Source organism: Chitinophaga eiseniae (genome assembly GCF_900167135.1).
Lineage (GTDB): Bacteria > Bacteroidota > Bacteroidia > Chitinophagales > Chitinophagaceae > Chitinophaga > Chitinophaga eiseniae.
Genome location: NZ_FUWZ01000006.1, coordinates 264,870 through 279,489 on the forward strand (window position 1 = coordinate 264,870; position 14,620 = coordinate 279,489).

The 14,620-nt window shown below is 50.5% G+C and carries 19 protein-coding genes; 8 read left to right on the plus strand and 11 right to left on the minus strand.

The genetic code is table 11. The features are described from left to right. Positions 1-233: 233 nt before the first annotated feature. Together B5D63_RS30090 and B5D63_RS30095 are read left to right on the plus strand one after the other, a co-directional pair. The gene (locus tag B5D63_RS30090; RefSeq protein ID WP_317044825.1) at positions 234-1,004 is read left to right on the plus strand and encodes a DeoR/GlpR family DNA-binding transcription regulator; all 771 of its coding nucleotides are present in this window, start codon (positions 234-236) and stop codon (positions 1,002-1,004) included. 58 nt (positions 1,005-1,062) lie between these two features. Continuing rightward, a complete protein-coding gene (locus tag B5D63_RS30095) occupies positions 1,063-1,515 on the plus strand; it encodes a NanQ anomerase/TabA/YiaL family protein (RefSeq protein ID WP_078672587.1) in 453 nt (150 codons plus the stop codon). Positions 1,516-1,603: 88 nt separating this feature from the next. On the opposite strand, the gene B5D63_RS30100 is transcribed toward B5D63_RS30095, so the two are convergent. Beyond that, positions 1,604-1,999, minus strand: coding sequence for a ribosomal maturation YjgA family protein (locus tag B5D63_RS30100; RefSeq protein ID WP_078672588.1), 396 nt, complete (start codon positions 1,997-1,999; stop codon positions 1,604-1,606). A gap of 79 nt (positions 2,000-2,078) precedes the next feature. Between B5D63_RS30100 and B5D63_RS30105 the strand changes: the two genes are divergently transcribed. After that, the gene (locus B5D63_RS30105) at positions 2,079-2,738 is read left to right on the plus strand and encodes a YiiX family permuted papain-like enzyme (protein ID WP_078672589.1); all 660 of its coding nucleotides are present in this window, start codon (positions 2,079-2,081) and stop codon (positions 2,736-2,738) included. A gap of 13 nt (positions 2,739-2,751) precedes the next feature. Here B5D63_RS30105 and B5D63_RS30110 read toward each other — a convergent pair whose 3' ends face one another. The 9 genes from B5D63_RS30110 to B5D63_RS30155 form a co-directional block, all read right to left on the minus strand. After that, entirely contained in the window at positions 2,752-3,780 is a 1,029-nt protein-coding gene (locus B5D63_RS30110; RefSeq protein WP_078672590.1) for an MlaD family protein, read from the minus strand. A gap of 3 nt (positions 3,781-3,783) precedes the next feature. Then, positions 3,784-4,557 carry an ABC transporter ATP-binding protein gene (locus B5D63_RS30115; RefSeq protein WP_078672591.1) on the minus strand — a complete coding sequence of 258 codons (774 nt, stop codon included), beginning with the start codon at positions 4,555-4,557 and terminating at the stop codon, positions 3,784-3,786. After that, complete coding sequence (locus B5D63_RS30120) at positions 4,558-5,352, minus strand: MlaE family ABC transporter permease (RefSeq protein ID WP_078672592.1); 795 nt, start codon at positions 5,350-5,352, stop codon at positions 4,558-4,560. 254 nt (positions 5,353-5,606) lie between these two features. After that, positions 5,607-6,092, minus strand: coding sequence for a GNAT family N-acetyltransferase (locus B5D63_RS30125; RefSeq protein WP_078672593.1), 486 nt, complete (start codon positions 6,090-6,092; stop codon positions 5,607-5,609). A 229-nt stretch (positions 6,093-6,321) separates the two neighbouring features. After that, positions 6,322-6,813, minus strand: a complete 492-nt coding sequence (locus tag B5D63_RS30135) for a MarR family winged helix-turn-helix transcriptional regulator (RefSeq protein WP_235021663.1) — start codon at positions 6,811-6,813, stop codon at positions 6,322-6,324. 23 nt (positions 6,814-6,836) lie between these two features. Next, the gene (locus B5D63_RS30140) at positions 6,837-7,610 is read right to left on the minus strand and encodes a hypothetical protein (RefSeq protein WP_078672595.1); all 774 of its coding nucleotides are present in this window, start codon (positions 7,608-7,610) and stop codon (positions 6,837-6,839) included. A 169-nt stretch (positions 7,611-7,779) separates the two neighbouring features. Continuing rightward, a complete protein-coding gene (locus tag B5D63_RS30145) occupies positions 7,780-8,217 on the minus strand; it encodes a MarR family winged helix-turn-helix transcriptional regulator (RefSeq protein WP_200817128.1) in 438 nt (145 codons plus the stop codon). Positions 8,218-8,241: 24 nt separating this feature from the next. Continuing rightward, on the minus strand, positions 8,242-8,919 hold the full coding sequence (locus B5D63_RS30150; RefSeq protein ID WP_078672597.1) for a type 1 glutamine amidotransferase domain-containing protein: 678 nt from the start codon (positions 8,917-8,919) through the stop codon (positions 8,242-8,244). Positions 8,920-8,929: 10 nt separating this feature from the next. Beyond that, positions 8,930-9,355: an organic hydroperoxide resistance protein gene (locus B5D63_RS30155; RefSeq protein ID WP_078672598.1), complete on the minus strand. Its 426-nt coding sequence runs from the start codon at positions 9,353-9,355 to the stop codon at positions 8,930-8,932. A 255-nt stretch (positions 9,356-9,610) separates the two neighbouring features. Here B5D63_RS30155 and B5D63_RS30160 point away from each other — a divergent pair, with 255 nt between their 5' ends. The 5 genes from B5D63_RS30160 to B5D63_RS30180 all read left to right on the plus strand — a co-directional run bounded on the left by B5D63_RS30160 (position 9,611) and on the right by B5D63_RS30180 (position 13,686). Continuing rightward, positions 9,611-10,465 (plus strand): TIGR02452 family protein, encoded by an 855-nt coding sequence (locus B5D63_RS30160; protein WP_078672832.1) that lies wholly within the window; start codon positions 9,611-9,613, stop codon positions 10,463-10,465. After that, positions 10,452-10,994, plus strand: a complete 543-nt coding sequence (locus tag B5D63_RS30165) for an NADAR family protein (protein ID WP_078672599.1) — start codon at positions 10,452-10,454, stop codon at positions 10,992-10,994. Before B5D63_RS30160 ends, B5D63_RS30165 begins: the two co-directional genes overlap by 14 nt. Positions 10,995-10,999: 5 nt before the next feature. Then, positions 11,000-11,542, plus strand: a complete 543-nt coding sequence (locus tag B5D63_RS30170; protein WP_078672600.1) for an RNA 2'-phosphotransferase — start codon at positions 11,000-11,002, stop codon at positions 11,540-11,542. 77 nt (positions 11,543-11,619) lie between these two features. Continuing rightward, on the plus strand, positions 11,620-12,378 hold the full coding sequence (gene map, locus B5D63_RS30175) for a type I methionyl aminopeptidase (RefSeq protein WP_078672601.1): 759 nt from the start codon (positions 11,620-11,622) through the stop codon (positions 12,376-12,378). A 123-nt stretch (positions 12,379-12,501) separates the two neighbouring features. Beyond that, positions 12,502-13,686, plus strand: a complete 1,185-nt coding sequence (locus tag B5D63_RS30180; protein WP_235021664.1) for a THUMP domain-containing class I SAM-dependent RNA methyltransferase — start codon at positions 12,502-12,504, stop codon at positions 13,684-13,686. Positions 13,687-13,729: 43 nt separating this feature from the next. Here B5D63_RS30180 and B5D63_RS30185 read toward each other — a convergent pair whose 3' ends face one another. Then, positions 13,730-14,584 (minus strand): alpha/beta fold hydrolase, encoded by an 855-nt coding sequence (locus B5D63_RS30185; RefSeq protein WP_078672602.1) that lies wholly within the window; start codon positions 14,582-14,584, stop codon positions 13,730-13,732. Positions 14,585-14,620: the final 36 nt, after the last annotated feature.

The window sequence follows — 14,620 nt, forward strand, 5'->3', positions numbered from 1 at the left end:
ATGGCGGGATATTTCGGACTCTTCCAAATGAAAGGCTTGCTGGATAAAAAGGAAATAATTAAAAATAAATCGAAATAGGCACGCAAAGCAAGCAAAGAGAGCGAAGCGCGCAAAGAGCGAGGAGAACCTGCTTTGCGAGCGAAAGAGTGTTTCTCTGCGCGCTTCGCTCTCTTTGCTTTCTTTGCGTGTGAAAAAACTTGCGGATAGGTTTTAATACTTTATTTTTATGTGATATGTCTATGATCAATATTGCTGAACGCCATAAGTATATACTGGATAAGCTCGCCGAAAAAGGATATGTGAACGTTGTAGAGCTCTGTAAAGAGCTGGACGTATCGGGTGTGACTATACGAAAGGACCTGAAACTGCTGGAAGACAAAGCCCTGCTGTTCCGCTCGCATGGCGGCGCTTCCATTAATAATCCTTATACCAACGATAAACCGGTGAACGAGAAGGAGAAGCTGCGCAGCGAGGAGAAGAATAACATCGGCCTGGCAGCTGCGGCGCTCATTGCGCCCAACGACGCCATCATCATCGCGTCCGGCACATCTGTACTGGCACTGGCCAAAAATATTCATGCCAAAGGGCACCTGACGGTGATCACCGGCGCGCTCAACGTAGCGCTGGAGCTTATCCGCATCCCCGACGTGGAAGTGATACAACTGGGCGGTCAGCTCCGCACCAGCTCATCGTCGGTCACCGGACCCTACGCGGAAAAAATACTGGAGGATTTCTCCTGTAGTAAGTTATTCCTCGGCGTGGACGGTATAGACCTCGAGTTCGGGCTGACCACTTCCAATATCATGGAAGCGCATCTGAACCAGAAAATGATCGCTACTGTACAGAAAATCATCGTACTGGCGGACTCCACTAAATTTGGTAAAAGAGGCTTCGGCCGCATCTGTGGCCTGGAAGACGTGGATGAAGTGATCACCGACACCGGCATTTCCCCACACCTGGTGAAAGCGATGGAAGATATGGGTATTAAAGTGACGATTGTATAAACACTTTCCCGTTTTTAAATATCTTTACAGCTTCATCTTTTTTATGCTAATCTGACATATGGTTCTCGATACAATCAACAACGCCCATCTCTACTACGGCCTGGGCCCCCGTTTTGTAAGGGCTTTTGAATACCTTGCCACGACGGATTTTCATGCGCTCGAAAAAGGAAAGTATGAAATAGACGGCGACCATCTCTTTGCCATCGTCAATGAATACGATACCGTAGATCCATCCGGTGAGCAAATGGAATCACATAAAAAATACATCGATATACAGTATATCGTGAAAGGCGCAGAACTGATCGGTCATGATTTTCTGCAGCAACAAACACCTTCCAGGGCATACAGCGAAACCGAAGATTACATGCTGTTCGCCGAAAAGCCTGCTTTCTTCACCCGTCTCGATCAGCAGCATTTCGCCATCTTTTTCCCGACGGACCTGCACATGCCCAATCTCCGGATTGACCAGCCCGCCGCGGTAAAGAAAGTGGTCATCAAGCTGGCCGTTTAATTATTTCGCGATTTTTTAATGTACGATTTTTTGATTTGGGGAATAAAAATGGCAGCCTCGCCAGCCCAAATCAAAAAATCGTAAATCCCTAACGTTCTAAATGAAGCAGGCGCTCCAGTACAAACCCCAGCGCTGCGGCGATCATGGTCCCCACCAGGTAACACACGCAATCACTCCACAGAAATCCATGCCCCAGTAAAATACCCAGCGGCGTATTCCGCAACTTCACCGCCCATTCCGCCTGGTACAACTGTTGCAGTTCAATGGCGATGCACACCAGGTAACTGATCAGGGAAACCTGAAGGAGAGACTTCACCGGATACAAAAAGCGAAAACCGAAAAAAATACAGGTAGCGGAAAAAACATCACCGCCATAGGTGCGGATAAGGGAAGGAAAGTACTGTGGGGCCCATCTGGTGGCTAATCCAAGGGGTATGTTCAACATGATCAGTACAAAATACAGCCAGCGTTTCCTTGCTTTCATGGGCTAAAAATACAGGGACAAATATTGCATAAAAGTTTTATCATTACAAAATAATACGCTTATTACTAATCCCAAATGTATGGCCAGCTGGAAAAAAATAACATTGTTTATCGCTCTGCTGTTAACGGCACTCATTGGCGGCGCCTTCTATCTCACCGGCATGCCAGTGAAAAAAGCGCTGCAACACCCCCCGGCTGCTGCGCGTGCCGGCGACGTCATCTTTCAGGAATCCATGTCAGACCTCAGCACAGCCATTAAAGAGGCCACGCATTCCAAATACAGCCATTGCGGCATTATCCTTCCGAAAGACGGGCAATTGTTCGTCTACGAGGCCCTGCAACCGGTCCGTTACACTCCTTTGCAGCAATGGATCAACCGTGGCCGGAAAGGGCACTATGTGATCAAGCGGCTGAAAAATGCAGACAGCGTAATTACTCAAACGACTGTACAAAAAATGGTAGACGCCGGGAAAAAATACAACGGCAAGAATTACGACTTTTACTTTGGCTGGTCCGATGAACGTATCTACTGTTCTGAACTGGTCTGGAAAATATATAAAGAGACCACAGGGCTGGAGCTGGGGAAGCTGGAACAGTTGAAGGACTTTGACCTGAAAAGTCCGGCTGTTAAAGAGCAGATGAAACAGATCTACGGTAACAATATCCCACTGTCGGAACAGATCATCTCCCCGGTAAGTATGTTTAATTCTCCGCTGCTCACCACAGTGGAAGAAAAATAAAAAGGTGCGGGGCTTATTGGCCCTGCACCTGGTTTAAAGCTTTCTCTTTTGCGGCCTGCTCTTTCTTCTCGCGCTTGGCCTGCTTTCTGAAATATCCTCTCAGCAGGAAGTTGTGCTTCAACGCTTCCATATTCTGATCGAGTTTAGAGGAACTGGATTCCAGGTTCGTGATAATTTTCTTCAGGGCTGCGGCAGACTCCTGGTCGTGTAATAAAACGCCGGCAGGGGACTGGTCGCTGGTGAGGTTCTCACTCACAGACGCGCTGGCTTTTTTCAGGTCAGCTACCATGCCGTTGGCTTTCTGCGCGGCTTCCTCCATCTCGGTAACGGTGGAACGCAGCCGGCTGAACACAACGGTGTCGGTAATCAGGTTATTGGTCAGGGAGCCTTTGGACTGTAGCTTGGAGGCATAATCCGCCAGGCGGTCTGTCAGTCGCTGTGTATTGGCGGCGGTAGCCTTCAGGTTGTTCAGCGTAGCCTGTATATTGGTATAGGCGGAATCATCTTTCAGCAGTTTACCGATGGTGCCCTGGCCTTCCGCAATATTTTTGGTAATGGTTTTCAGGTTACCGGTGATTTCTACCAGGTTCTCGTTGTTGACCTGCAGTGTTGCCATAATGTTGTCAGGGCTTAGCGCCGCTTCGGCTACGATCACATCGCCATTTTCTACGGCCGGCGTGGTTTCGGTACCGCCGAACAGCACCACGATCTTGTTGCCCACCAGCCCGTCGGAGCCTACTTTGGCTTTTACATCTTTGTGGATAAACTGCCGGGAGCTTTTTTCTATGTTCATGATCACTTCAATCACGTTGTGTTGCACAAACGTGATCTTTTTAACGGTGCCTACTTTCACGCCGGAATACCAGACGTTGTTTCCGGCTGCCAGGCCGTTGATGTCGTGAAACATGGCTTTAACACGAATGGAGGAAACAAAAGCTTTGCGCTGTCCGCCGAGGAACAGAATACCTACAGTAAAAATGATCAGTCCAACAAAAATGAAGATACCAACTATTACTGTTCGTTTGTTGCTTTCTTTAATCATAGCTTACTGTATGAAATTGTATTGATAAAAACTTTGGATGAGTTCATTTTCTTTCTGGAACACCTCGTCGAAGGAGCCCTGTGCCACAAATTGTCCTTCCTGCATTACCGCAATGCTGTCGCCTGTTTCCTTGGCGCAGGTCAGGTCATGGGTAATGATGATGGAACTGGTATTGAACCGTCGTTGCACTTCATTGATGAGGTTATTGATCTCAATGCAGGTGATGGGGTCCAGTCCGGCCGTTGGTTCGTCATACAGCATGATCTGCGGTTTCAGGATCAGCGTACGGGCGATACCGATACGTTTACGCTGGCCGCCTGAGAGTTCCGCGGGCAACTGGTTAATGGCCTGTGAAAGCCCCACGGCGTCCAGTACGATGTCTACCATGCGGCGCACCTGATCGTTGCTGATATGTTTATTGTTGCGGCGAAGGGGAAAGGCAAGGTTCTCGCCAACGGTCATACTGTCGTACAGCGCGGCGCTCTGAAAGGAGAAGCCCACCTGCATCCGCAGTTCACGGAGATCTGCTTCGGTCAGGGAACTGATATCTTTCCCCAGTACGTTCACGGTGCCGGAATCGGGATACAGCAGCCCGACGATGATCTTGATCAATACAGATTTGCCGGTGCCGGAGCGCCCCAGTACCACTACGTTTTCGCCTTTGTGAACGTCTAAGTTAATACCTCGCAATACATGATTTGAACCGAAGGACTTGTAGAGGTCCCTGATCGAAATCACGACGTCGTTCATGTCTATTTCCGGGTTACGTTGTTTCATCTACCTGATTGAATTTACTACCTGAACAATGATTACTTCTTCTATAAAAATCAGGAACATGGAGATCACCACGGAGGTATTGGCGGCTTTACCCACGCCCTGCGTACCCTGAGAGGCGTTGTATCCCTGGTAACAGCTCACGATGCCGATCGTAAAACCATAGGCCATCGCTTTAAAGGTAGAAGCGAACAGGTCCAGGAAAGTAATATCGCTGAACGCCTTCAGGAAAAAGAAGGTCATGCTGGTCTGTTCGTTCATGTGTACATCAAGATAAGAACCCATCAGGCCTACGAGGGCCGTATATGCCATTAGTATCGGCAGGCAGACGGTGGTGGCCAGTACACGGGTTACCACCAGGTATTTGAACGGATTAATGGCAGATACTTCCATGGCATCTATCTGTTCGGTTACCCGCATAGATCCAAGTTCCGCACCAATACTGGAGCCAACTTTACCGGCGCAGATCAATGCGGTTACCAGCGGGGCCAGCGCCCTGACAACAGCGATCGCTATCAGCGACGGAAGCCAGGAGGTGGCGCCAAACTCTGACAAGGATGGCCTTGACTGTTTAGTGAATACCAATCCGGTAATGAATCCCGTTAAACTGATGAGAGCCAGCGATTTGTAACCGACCATATAACATTGCCGTATGAATTCCCGGGTTTCAAAAGGGAACCTGAAAAGTTCCCGGAAGAACCGGGCTACGAAAAGGAAGGTGGTATGTACGCTGACGAAAAAACGATCAACTCCGGGTGATATGACTGGTTTTTCTGGTTGTCCGTTGCTGGAATCCATTTGCCGATTTTTAACTAAATAAAACTAAATCAGAGCCCAATAATATTACAAAAAACGGTCTTTTTTGTTATTCGAAACACAACTTAATACACATATTTTCAGGCCCATAGCGTGTTAAGCGGACGGAAACGGCAGTGGGGAAGGGCAGAAGGGGTAACGGGCAGCGTTATACGTTTGGGGATTTTTTTCCGCTATTTGCCGGAAAGAAGCAGCAGCGGTCAACCACAATGGCTCGATTGACCGCCGTGCCGATACTAATGGTGGTAATGGTAAAAGACATCATCTACTTTCATTCTGGGGAAAGTGGGCGGCAGCTGGTCAGGGGTAACTTCATCAAACCCTTTTTTCTCATAAAAGCGGCGGGCGGCATGGAGAAAGTTCACCGTGCCCAGGTAGATGTCGTGAATGCCCCGCGTGGCGGCGTAATTCAGCAGGGTGTCCAGCAATGCGGTGGCGATGCCATGCTCCTTGCCTCTGTATTCCTGCCGGACAAACATCTTCCGGAGCGCGCCTCCGTCGGGCGCATAGGCGATGAGCGCAATGGTACCCACCAGCCGGTCGCCGTCAAAAGCGCCCCAGAAGCCACCACCGGTCTGGTGGTAGTATTGCTCGATGTCCAGCAGGTCCTGCTGCTGCGACAGGTTTACCTGCACGTTAAACTCCTGCTGTTGTATCGGCAGTATCAGATTGATTACTTCCTCCGAATAATCATTGCCAATCGGTTTATAGGTAATTGCCATGTGATTATTATTTATTTCCCACAAAGATATGTAGTTGACTACATAAATAGAAAAAAATTTGAAAAATGGCTTGGAAAGTGACTTATTATGGTATATGCGTGTCGGAAGGGTCGGGAAAGTTGTTGTCCCGGATGGTGCAGGGTCATGGAGAGGCTGCGGAAAGTAAACGTAAAGACATGGGATCTTTCAGGGGAGGCAGAGGTGATGTAAAGAAAAAGCCGCCAAGGTTTCAGTCCCGGGACTTTTGCTGATGGATCTCTTCCGCTCTTTCAAAAAAGCTCTTCTCCCGGAACCGGGCTTCCACTTCATTGATAGCGTTCATAATATTATTGGACGAATTGGTCAGATCAGTGAGGGCGGCGGTGATCAGGTCCCATATGGGTTTCATTTCCGTCACCAGTTGCTGGCCTTTTTCGGTCAGACTGATCATTCTTTTGCGGGTATCTGTTTTGTCTTTCCGGGAGCGCACCAGTTTTTTGGCTTCCAGCTCTTTGAGCAGGCTGATGGTAGAGGGGTGGGTATAGCCGATCTCATGTGCAATTTCCACCACACTCAGGGTTTCATTGGCGGCCAGGCTGTATACCACGGGAAACCATTTAGGCTCAAAGTCAATGCCGTAGGCCTTGTAAATCTGCTGTCCGTCTTTGCGCAGCAACTCGCCCAGGCGTTGCAGGCGCGTGGAGATGGCCAAAATACCAGATTGATCGATCGCATTAATCATACAGCGAAAATAAGCACACGCTTTTAAATGGCCGCGGATTCTTGTTGCAGGTGAAAGCGGAAAGCCCGGGAACCATCGCGGGCAGTGACGATCGTCAGTTGCAGCGGCTGTCCCGGACCTGCCGGTAGCGCCTCCATACTATAGAATGCATGTGCCCCGATGCGGTACCAGGTATACGTGCGGTCATTCATAACACCCTGCAGCTGCTCGGTGACGATACCCCTGATGAGTGCCCGGTGGGTGATGCTTTTCAGGTAGTGCCGGTATCTTCTGACCATAAAGCACAAACCAGCGCCTACCACGATGGCAGGGGGCGTCCAGCCCAGCAGTACGGCGGGCGTGCTGAAATGGTCCGGCATACCGATCACGTAAAACAGTACAGAAAGAATAATTGCAAAGACCAGCGCAACCAGCGCGGTGTCTTTCAGCAACGAAGAACGGGCGGCCGTGAGCATCGGCTGCTCCTGCAAAATGGCGGGATGGGCCTCGTACCACACGTCGGGCAACAGCCAGGTGCGTTCGCCGCTACGGACGGTTTCCAGTCGTACCGGCTGATGTACCAGTCCTGTTGCCAGTGTCAACTGCGGCAGTGCAGCAGTACCATTGACAGGCAACAACGGGAAGGCCTGTACGAATTGGCCATCTTCAAAATAATAACGGAGGGTATGGTTTTCGGCGAGTTCCAATCTCACCAGATGCCCGCTACAGACAGTCTTTTCATACGTGCCCGGGATAATCTCCAGTTCTTTCAGCAGTTGAGCGTCGGCAGCAGACAACGGAACTTGTTTCTGTTGCATCTGTTCATTGGAAGCGTTAGGTGGACAAATAGGATTTCTACGCTTTTGTAATAACAACAAAATACGTAAAAATATTATGAATTATAGGTCTGCAGGCCAGGTTATTTTTATAACAAGGACAGTTGGAGAATATTATGGCTATAACGCTGCTGGCTGTACGCTTTTTCCATCAGCACTTCAGCGCCGGTTTAAGCCGGTATAACAAAGGGGTAACCGCATCTTTTAATTCCTGGACTTCAGCGGGCGTAACCCCCAGGCTGTCTGCCAGGCGAAGCGGTATTTGCGCTGCCTGCTGTTCCAGGGCTACGCCTTGCGGGGTCAGCTGAATGTTGACCACCCGTTCATCTTCCTTACTGCGTACCCGTTTAATCAGCTTCTTGGCCTCCAACCGCTTCAGTAGCGGTGTTAAAGTGCCGGAATCGAGCATCAGCGTTTCTCCCAGGGTCTTCACATTCATAGACTGATGCTCCCATAGCAGCAGCATCACCAGATATTGCGGATAGGTGAGGTCCAGCTCGCCCAGCAATGGCTGATAGTGGGAGGTGATCAGTCGCGATAAGGCATATATCGGAAAACAAAGTTGATGGGAGAATTTGAGCTGTTTCAATGTTCGCAATTTAACAACACAAAACTACGCCAATGTTTCCAGTAAAATACGGGCCACTTCTTCGGAGGATGCCGGGTTCTGACCGGTAATCAGCAGTCCGTCCCGGATAGCATAGGAATGCCAGTCCTTCTCTTTGCTGTAAATACCTCCGTTCTTTTTCAGTTCATCTTCTACAAGGAACGGTACAACCTTCGTCAGCTGCACGGCCTCTTCTTCCGTATTGCTGAATCCTGTTACTTCTTTACCTTTTACCAGCGGCTCGCCGTTGGGTGCTTTCACCTTGTTTAACACGCCCGGTGCATGACAAACGAAGGCCACAGGTTTGTTCTGTTTGTAAAAAGTCTCAATCAGCGCAATGGATACAGGATCGCTGGCAAGGTCCCATAGTGGACCGTGGCCGCCGGGATAAAAGACCGCGTCATAGTCATCTGCAGCCACTTCATTGAGTTTGGCGGTGTGCGCCAGTTTGTCCTGCAACGCTTTGTCGCCGTTGAATCGTTGCGTGGCCGGCGTCTGGAAATCCGGCAGCGCGCTTTTCGGATCAATAGGCGGCTGTCCGCCTTTGGGCGATGCAATGGTCACCTCAGCGCCGGCATCGGCCAGCGCATAATAAGGCGCGGCAAATTCTTCTATCCAGAAACCTGTCTTCTCCCCGGTATTACCCAATGTATCATGGGAGGTAAGTACAATTAATACTTTCATAAAAAACAGTTTAAATCACTTCAAGGTCAACGGTAATATTACCACGGGTAGCCAGTGAATAAGGACATACCTGGTGCGCTTTTTCCACCAGCTCCTGCGCCACCTGCCGGTCTGTTCCCGGAATGTGCGCCTGTAGCTTAACAGATAACCCATAACCGCCTGTATTGTTCTTGCCAAGGCTAACTTCTGCTGTGACGCTGGTCGTACCGGTCTGTATCCGCTGTGTCCGTATGACCAGGTTCAGCGCGCTGTCAAAACAGGCGGCGTAACCGGCGGCAAAAAGCTGCTCGGGGTTGGTGTAGGCGCCACCATGGCCGCCCATGGCCGTAGGCATCCTTACTTCGAGGTCCAGTATGCCGTCGTTGGTGCTGACATGCCCGTTTCTGCCGCCAGTGGCAGTGGCTTGCGCCGTATAAATGGCTTCTGTGATGATCATTTTATTTTATTTTAGTAGTGTAAAATTAAATTGTATACAATTTAAATCCAAATATTTTTTTGAAAGAGATGAATAAGTTATGCCTCCCGCCAACCCGGAAAAACATACTTACTCATGAATCCAAAAGAAAAAATTATTGTTTGTTAAAATAAAATCCTGTTACTTTGCGTCAGAATGACGTAAACAAAACACCAGCATAGGAGGCGAAACCCCATGGATATGCTTTCAATTACCTGGTGTATAAAAGATGATAAGATGAAAAAACAAACAAGGGCAAATACAGCCTGGGAGACATTGGATATCCTGACCAATGGCCATTATGTTAATCCCCGCGGAAAAACAATCCGTATTCAGTCCGCCCTGCAATATGCCGCCAGTAACACCTTGTTATATCGGCCGGAAGATTTTGAAACAGTATTCCGGCAGCGTGACAAACAATCTGCCCTACACGAAGGCCTCATTGAAGTTACAGGAGAAAGCACCTACGCCGCCGCCTATCGGTTGGTGGTAACGGAGAAACAGCAAAACGTATGCTGCCTGAATTTTGCTTCCGCTAAAAATCCCGGTGGAGGTTTTCTGAAAGGAGCGCATGCACAGGAGGAAGCATTGGCCCGGGCCAGTGGGCTGTATACCTGTCTGCAACAGCAAAGCGACATGTATCAGATCAACAGGAGCTACGGCAGCTGCCTCTATACAGATCACATGATCTATTCGCCGCTGGTACCGGTGTTCCGCAATGATGCAGATCAATTGCTGGAAGACTATTATACGGTATCGGTGATCACCGCGCCAGCCGTCAATGCCGGCGCCGTGCAGGACAATGAACCGGAAAATGTGAGTCGTATCAAGCCGGTCATGCTGGGGAGGATGGAGAAACTGCTCTCCGTAGCCGCCGCACATGGGCAAACCACCTTAATACTTGGCGCCTGGGGCTGTGGCGTATTCCGTAACGACAGGGAAGACGTGGCCGGATGGTTCGCCACGCTGTTGAACAGCGACACTTTCCGTCACCGGTTTTCCAAAGTAGTGTTTGCGGTGTATGACACTACAGAGAAACAAGACACGATCCGTACATTTAAAAACAAACTGACAAACCATGAACTATCATAACCAGTGGCTGATCGAAAGGTATCAGCGTAAAGATAAAATCAAGTACCTGTTTTTCTGGGGACACGGGGAATCCACCAGCGGGACTGTCACCCAGAGCTGTTTAAGCCAGTGGTGGGTAGCGCCTTTCCGGGAAAACGGTATCACTTATCCTACGGCGGAACATTGGATGATGGCCGGAAAAGCCCGTTTGTTCAACGACGAGGTGGTGCTGCAACGCATCCTGAAAGCCAAAACGCCCGCAGAAGCAAAAAAGCTGGGCCGCCAGGTAAGGCAGTTTGATCCCGCCGTTTGGGACGAACACAAATCCAATATCGTGATAGCAGGGAATCTGTTGAAATTTTCCCAGCATCCGGAGTTGAAAGAATTTTTAATTAACACAAAAGACCGCGTACTGGTAGAAGCCAGTCCGGTTGATACCATATGGGGCATCGGCATGAAATCCGATCACGAACATGTGGAAAACCCCTTGCGCTGGAGAGGCCAGAACCTGTTGGGTTACGCACTCATGGCGGTCAGGGACAAACTATAATCATCATGGACCAGAAAAGAAGAAAAAATATCAGCAAATTCCTCAGTCTTATACTCCGGCATAGTCCGGAGACCATCGGCCTGCAACTGGATGAACAGGGTTGGGCCGATGTCCCGGAACTCATGGGCAAAGCCGCCCGCAGGGGCCAGCGCTTCAACATGGAAGAACTCCTGGAAGTAGTGGCGGAATGTGAAAAACAACGTTTTGCGCTGAATGAGGACCATACCCGTATCCGTGCCAACCAGGGACATTCCGTTAACGTAGAACTGGCGCTGGAGGTGGCAACGCCACCTGAATATCTGTATCACGGTACCGTCGGGAAGTTCATGCAGGCGATCCGGGAGGAAGGGTTGCTTAAAATGAGCCGCCACCATGTACATCTCTCTGAACAAAGGGATACCGCCACGGCAGTTGGCGCCCGCAGGGGCCTGCCGGTGATTCTCACCGTTCATAGCGGCCGTATGTTCCGTGACGGCATTCCCTTTTTCAGGTCGGCCAACAACGTCTGGCTGACAGACCACGTGCCGGTAAAATACATCGCGTTTTAGCCGGTGGCGACCTGCGTCGCCACTTTTGACAGTTTGCCCTGCTTTCGCTACCTTTATTACGATCAAAAACAGAAGCTATGTCAATTACATCAGAAGCGGAATTACAAGGAATGAAGAGGATCAGTGAAGTGGTGGCCATCACGCTCAGGGAGATGCGCAACTATACCAAACCAGGCATGTCTGCAAAAGAAGTGGATGAATACGGTGGAGAGATATTGCGGAAGTACGGCGCCAAATCTGCTCCGAAGCTCACCTATGGCTTCCCGGGATGGACCTGCATCAGCATTAACAATGAGATAGCGCACGGCATTCCTCACGCTACAAAAATCCTGCGGGAAGGGGACCTGGTCAATATCGACGTGTCTGCTGAGCTGGACGGCTATTGGGCGGACAACGGCGGTTCTTTTGTACTGGGCAACGACGTGCATCAGCATCTGCCACTGGTGAATGCCTCGCGTAACATTCTGTACAAAGCGCTCCGCAACATCCGCGGCGGTGTGAAAATAGCCGACATCGGCAAACTGATTGAAAAAGAAGCGGCCAAAGCTGGTTTTACCGTCATCCGTAACCTCGCCGGACATGGCGTGGGCAGGGGCCTGCATGAGCCGCCGGAAGATATCCTCAATTGTTACGAACGGCGCAACAAAGAGCGTTTTCGCAAAAACAGCGTCGTGGCCGTAGAAACATTTATCTCCACCCGCTCCAACTACGCCAACCAGGCAAACGACGGCTGGACACTGATCGGCAATAAAGGCGGATTTGTAGCCCAGCACGAACATACGATCGTGATCACCGACGGCGAACCTATTATTCTCACCGCCGATAACGAGATTTAGTCATTCAGAAATTTGGTTATTGATGGGGTGCCGGCAAAGTACCTCCTTCAATAACCAAATATCTAAATAACCAAATATCTAAATAACCCGATACCTGAATACCAAAATGGCTACATTTGCCGGATGATGTCTTTATACACAGAGAAAGCTCCGGTAACAGTTACCTGCCACAAGCGGTTGACGCCTTACCTCGAACAGGAAATAAAAGAACTGGGTTTTACCGTTGAAGAAACTTTTGTTACGGGCGTGCGCCTGCAGGCTTCCGTCAATGAATGTATACGCCTGAATCTCCACCTGCGCTGCGCCAGCCAGGTATTATACAGCCTCCGTCAGTTTGAGGCGCACAACGCCGATGATATTTACAGCGAATTAAAATCCTTCCCCTGGGAAACGGTCTTGCCGGCTGACGGGTATTTCTCCATTACCAGCAACGTTCAGAACGAAACCATCAATAACAGCATGTTCGCCAACCTGCGGGTGAAAGATGCGGTGATAGACCGTATGCGGGAAAAAACGGGCAAACGTCCTTCCACCGGCGCTGAGCTGAGTGGCGGGGTAATACATCTGTTCTGGAAAAATGAACATGCAGAAGTATTCATTGACACTTCCGGTGATTCGCTTGGCCGTCACGGATACCGCAAGATACCCGGAAAAGCGCCTATGCTGGAAGGACTGGCGGCGGCCACTATTCTGGCCACGCGTTGGGACCGCCGTTCTCCTTTTGTAAATCCGATGTGCGGCTCCGGCACCGTAGCCATAGAGGCGGCACTGATAGCCACCAACAGCCGGCCGGGACTTTTCCGGAGCAACTATGCTTTTATGCATCTGTTGGGGTACGACGAAGCGGTTTATCTCGAAGAACGGGGCCGCCTGGAAAGCCAGATCGTGGATGTGCCGGGACTGAAGATCATCGCAACAGACCTGAGTCCGCAGGCGGTGGAAAATGCCCGCAAAAATGCCAGGGCTGCCGGTGTAGCGGACCTGATCATCTTCTCCGTCTGCGACTTCGCCGCTACGCCGGTGCCGGCCGATGGCGGGGGAGTGGTGTACATGAACCCAGAATATGGGCTGCGCCTCGGGGAGATCACCGCTTTGGAAGAAACCTATGGCCGTATCGGCGATTTCATGAAGCAACGTTGTGGCGGTTACACCGGCTACATTTTCACCGGTAACCTCGACCTGGCCAAGAAAATAGGCCTCAAAGCCAAACGCAGGATTGAGTTTTACAACAGTACGCTCGACTGCCGTTTGCTGGAATATGAATTGTATGCCGGTACCCGCGATGTGCGGAAACAGGCGCAGGAATAGCATGACAGGCCGGGCAAAGTACCTTTGCCGGCCTGTTCTTTCTTCAGGATACCCCTTTCTTTAAAAATGTTTTGATCAGCGCGGCCACTTCGTCGCCGTATTCCTCCAGCAGGAAGTGCCCTCCGTCAAACAAGTGCAGCTCTGCATCCGGCACATCGCGTAGATAAGCGGTGGCGCCTTCCCCCGGAAAAATATTATCGTTTTTACCCCAGGCGATCAGCGTTCGCGGCTGGTGCTGGCGCAGCCATGCCTGCCACTGTGGGTACAGCGGGAAGTTGGTGCCATAGTTGGCAAACAAGACCCGTTGTATGGGCTTGTCAATGACTGCTGCGTCGAATGTCCAACTGTCAGGCGAAATGCGTGAAGGATCTGCAGCGCCCACGAGATTGTCTGAACGCATGCCTTCGGCGGTCAGCTTATGATCCACTGCCGCGGCCAGCGCCGCCGGATCACCGGCCTGCTGCAGCCGGCCTATTTCCTGCACATCCGGCCCCAGCCCCTCCGTATAGGCGTTAGCGTTTTGGATCAGCAGCGACGCCACCCATTCGGGGTGCCGGGTAATGATCCGGAATCCAATAGGCCCGCCGTAATCCTGCATATAGAGATGGAACTTCGTCAGCCCCATTTGCAGGATAAACTGTTCCATCACAGCGGCTACATGATCGAAGGTGTAGGTGAATTCTTCCGGAGAAGGTTTGCTGCTGTAGCCAAAACCGGGATAGTCGGGTGCTATCACGTGGTAGTCGTCCGCCAGTGCCGGTATCAGATGCCGGTACATGTGGGAAGAGGCGGGAAAGCCATGCAGCAGCAGCACTACCGGGGCGCCCGGGCGACCAGCTTCCCGGTAAAAGATGTCGAGGTTGTTAACAGTTTCGGTACGATAAAAAGTGGCGCTCATATATCCTGGTTTTAAATTGTACTATTTGGTACAAAA

Bases quoted from the DNA above. Each gene is read 5' to 3' on its own strand.
- B5D63_RS30120 (WP_078672592.1), bottom strand. From the start codon at position 5,352: ATGGATTCCAGCAACGGACAACCAGAAAAACCAGTCATATCACCCGGA.
- B5D63_RS30135 (WP_235021663.1), bottom strand. From the start codon at position 6,813: ATGATTAATGCGATCGATCAATCTGGTATTTTGGCCATCTCCACGCGC.
- B5D63_RS30165 (WP_078672599.1), top strand. From the start codon at position 10,452: ATGAACTATCATAACCAGTGGCTGATCGAAAGGTATCAGCGTAAAGAT.
- B5D63_RS30105 (WP_078672589.1), top strand. From the start codon at position 2,079: ATGGCCAGCTGGAAAAAAATAACATTGTTTATCGCTCTGCTGTTAACG.
- B5D63_RS30095 (WP_078672587.1), top strand. From the start codon at position 1,063: ATGGTTCTCGATACAATCAACAACGCCCATCTCTACTACGGCCTGGGC.
- B5D63_RS30140 (WP_078672595.1), bottom strand. From the start codon at position 7,610: ATGCAACAGAAACAAGTTCCGTTGTCTGCTGCCGACGCTCAACTGCTG.
- B5D63_RS30160 (WP_078672832.1), top strand. From the start codon at position 9,611: ATGAAAAAACAAACAAGGGCAAATACAGCCTGGGAGACATTGGATATC.
- map (WP_078672601.1), top strand. From the start codon at position 11,620: ATGTCAATTACATCAGAAGCGGAATTACAAGGAATGAAGAGGATCAGT.
- B5D63_RS30170 (WP_078672600.1), top strand. From the start codon at position 11,000: ATGGACCAGAAAAGAAGAAAAAATATCAGCAAATTCCTCAGTCTTATA.
- B5D63_RS30090 (WP_317044825.1), top strand. From the start codon at position 234: ATGTCTATGATCAATATTGCTGAACGCCATAAGTATATACTGGATAAG.
- B5D63_RS30125 (WP_078672593.1), bottom strand. From the start codon at position 6,092: ATGGCAATTACCTATAAACCGATTGGCAATGATTATTCGGAGGAAGTA.
- B5D63_RS30115 (WP_078672591.1), bottom strand. From the start codon at position 4,557: ATGAAACAACGTAACCCGGAAATAGACATGAACGACGTCGTGATTTCG.
- B5D63_RS30150 (WP_078672597.1), bottom strand. From the start codon at position 8,919: ATGAAAGTATTAATTGTACTTACCTCCCATGATACATTGGGTAATACC.
- B5D63_RS30110 (WP_078672590.1), bottom strand. From the start codon at position 3,780: ATGATTAAAGAAAGCAACAAACGAACAGTAATAGTTGGTATCTTCATT.
- B5D63_RS30155 (WP_078672598.1), bottom strand. From the start codon at position 9,355: ATGATCATCACAGAAGCCATTTATACGGCGCAAGCCACTGCCACTGGC.
- B5D63_RS30180 (WP_235021664.1), top strand. From the start codon at position 12,502: ATGATGTCTTTATACACAGAGAAAGCTCCGGTAACAGTTACCTGCCAC.
- B5D63_RS30100 (WP_078672588.1), bottom strand. From the start codon at position 1,999: ATGAAAGCAAGGAAACGCTGGCTGTATTTTGTACTGATCATGTTGAAC.
- B5D63_RS30185 (WP_078672602.1), bottom strand. From the start codon at position 14,584: ATGAGCGCCACTTTTTATCGTACCGAAACTGTTAACAACCTCGACATC.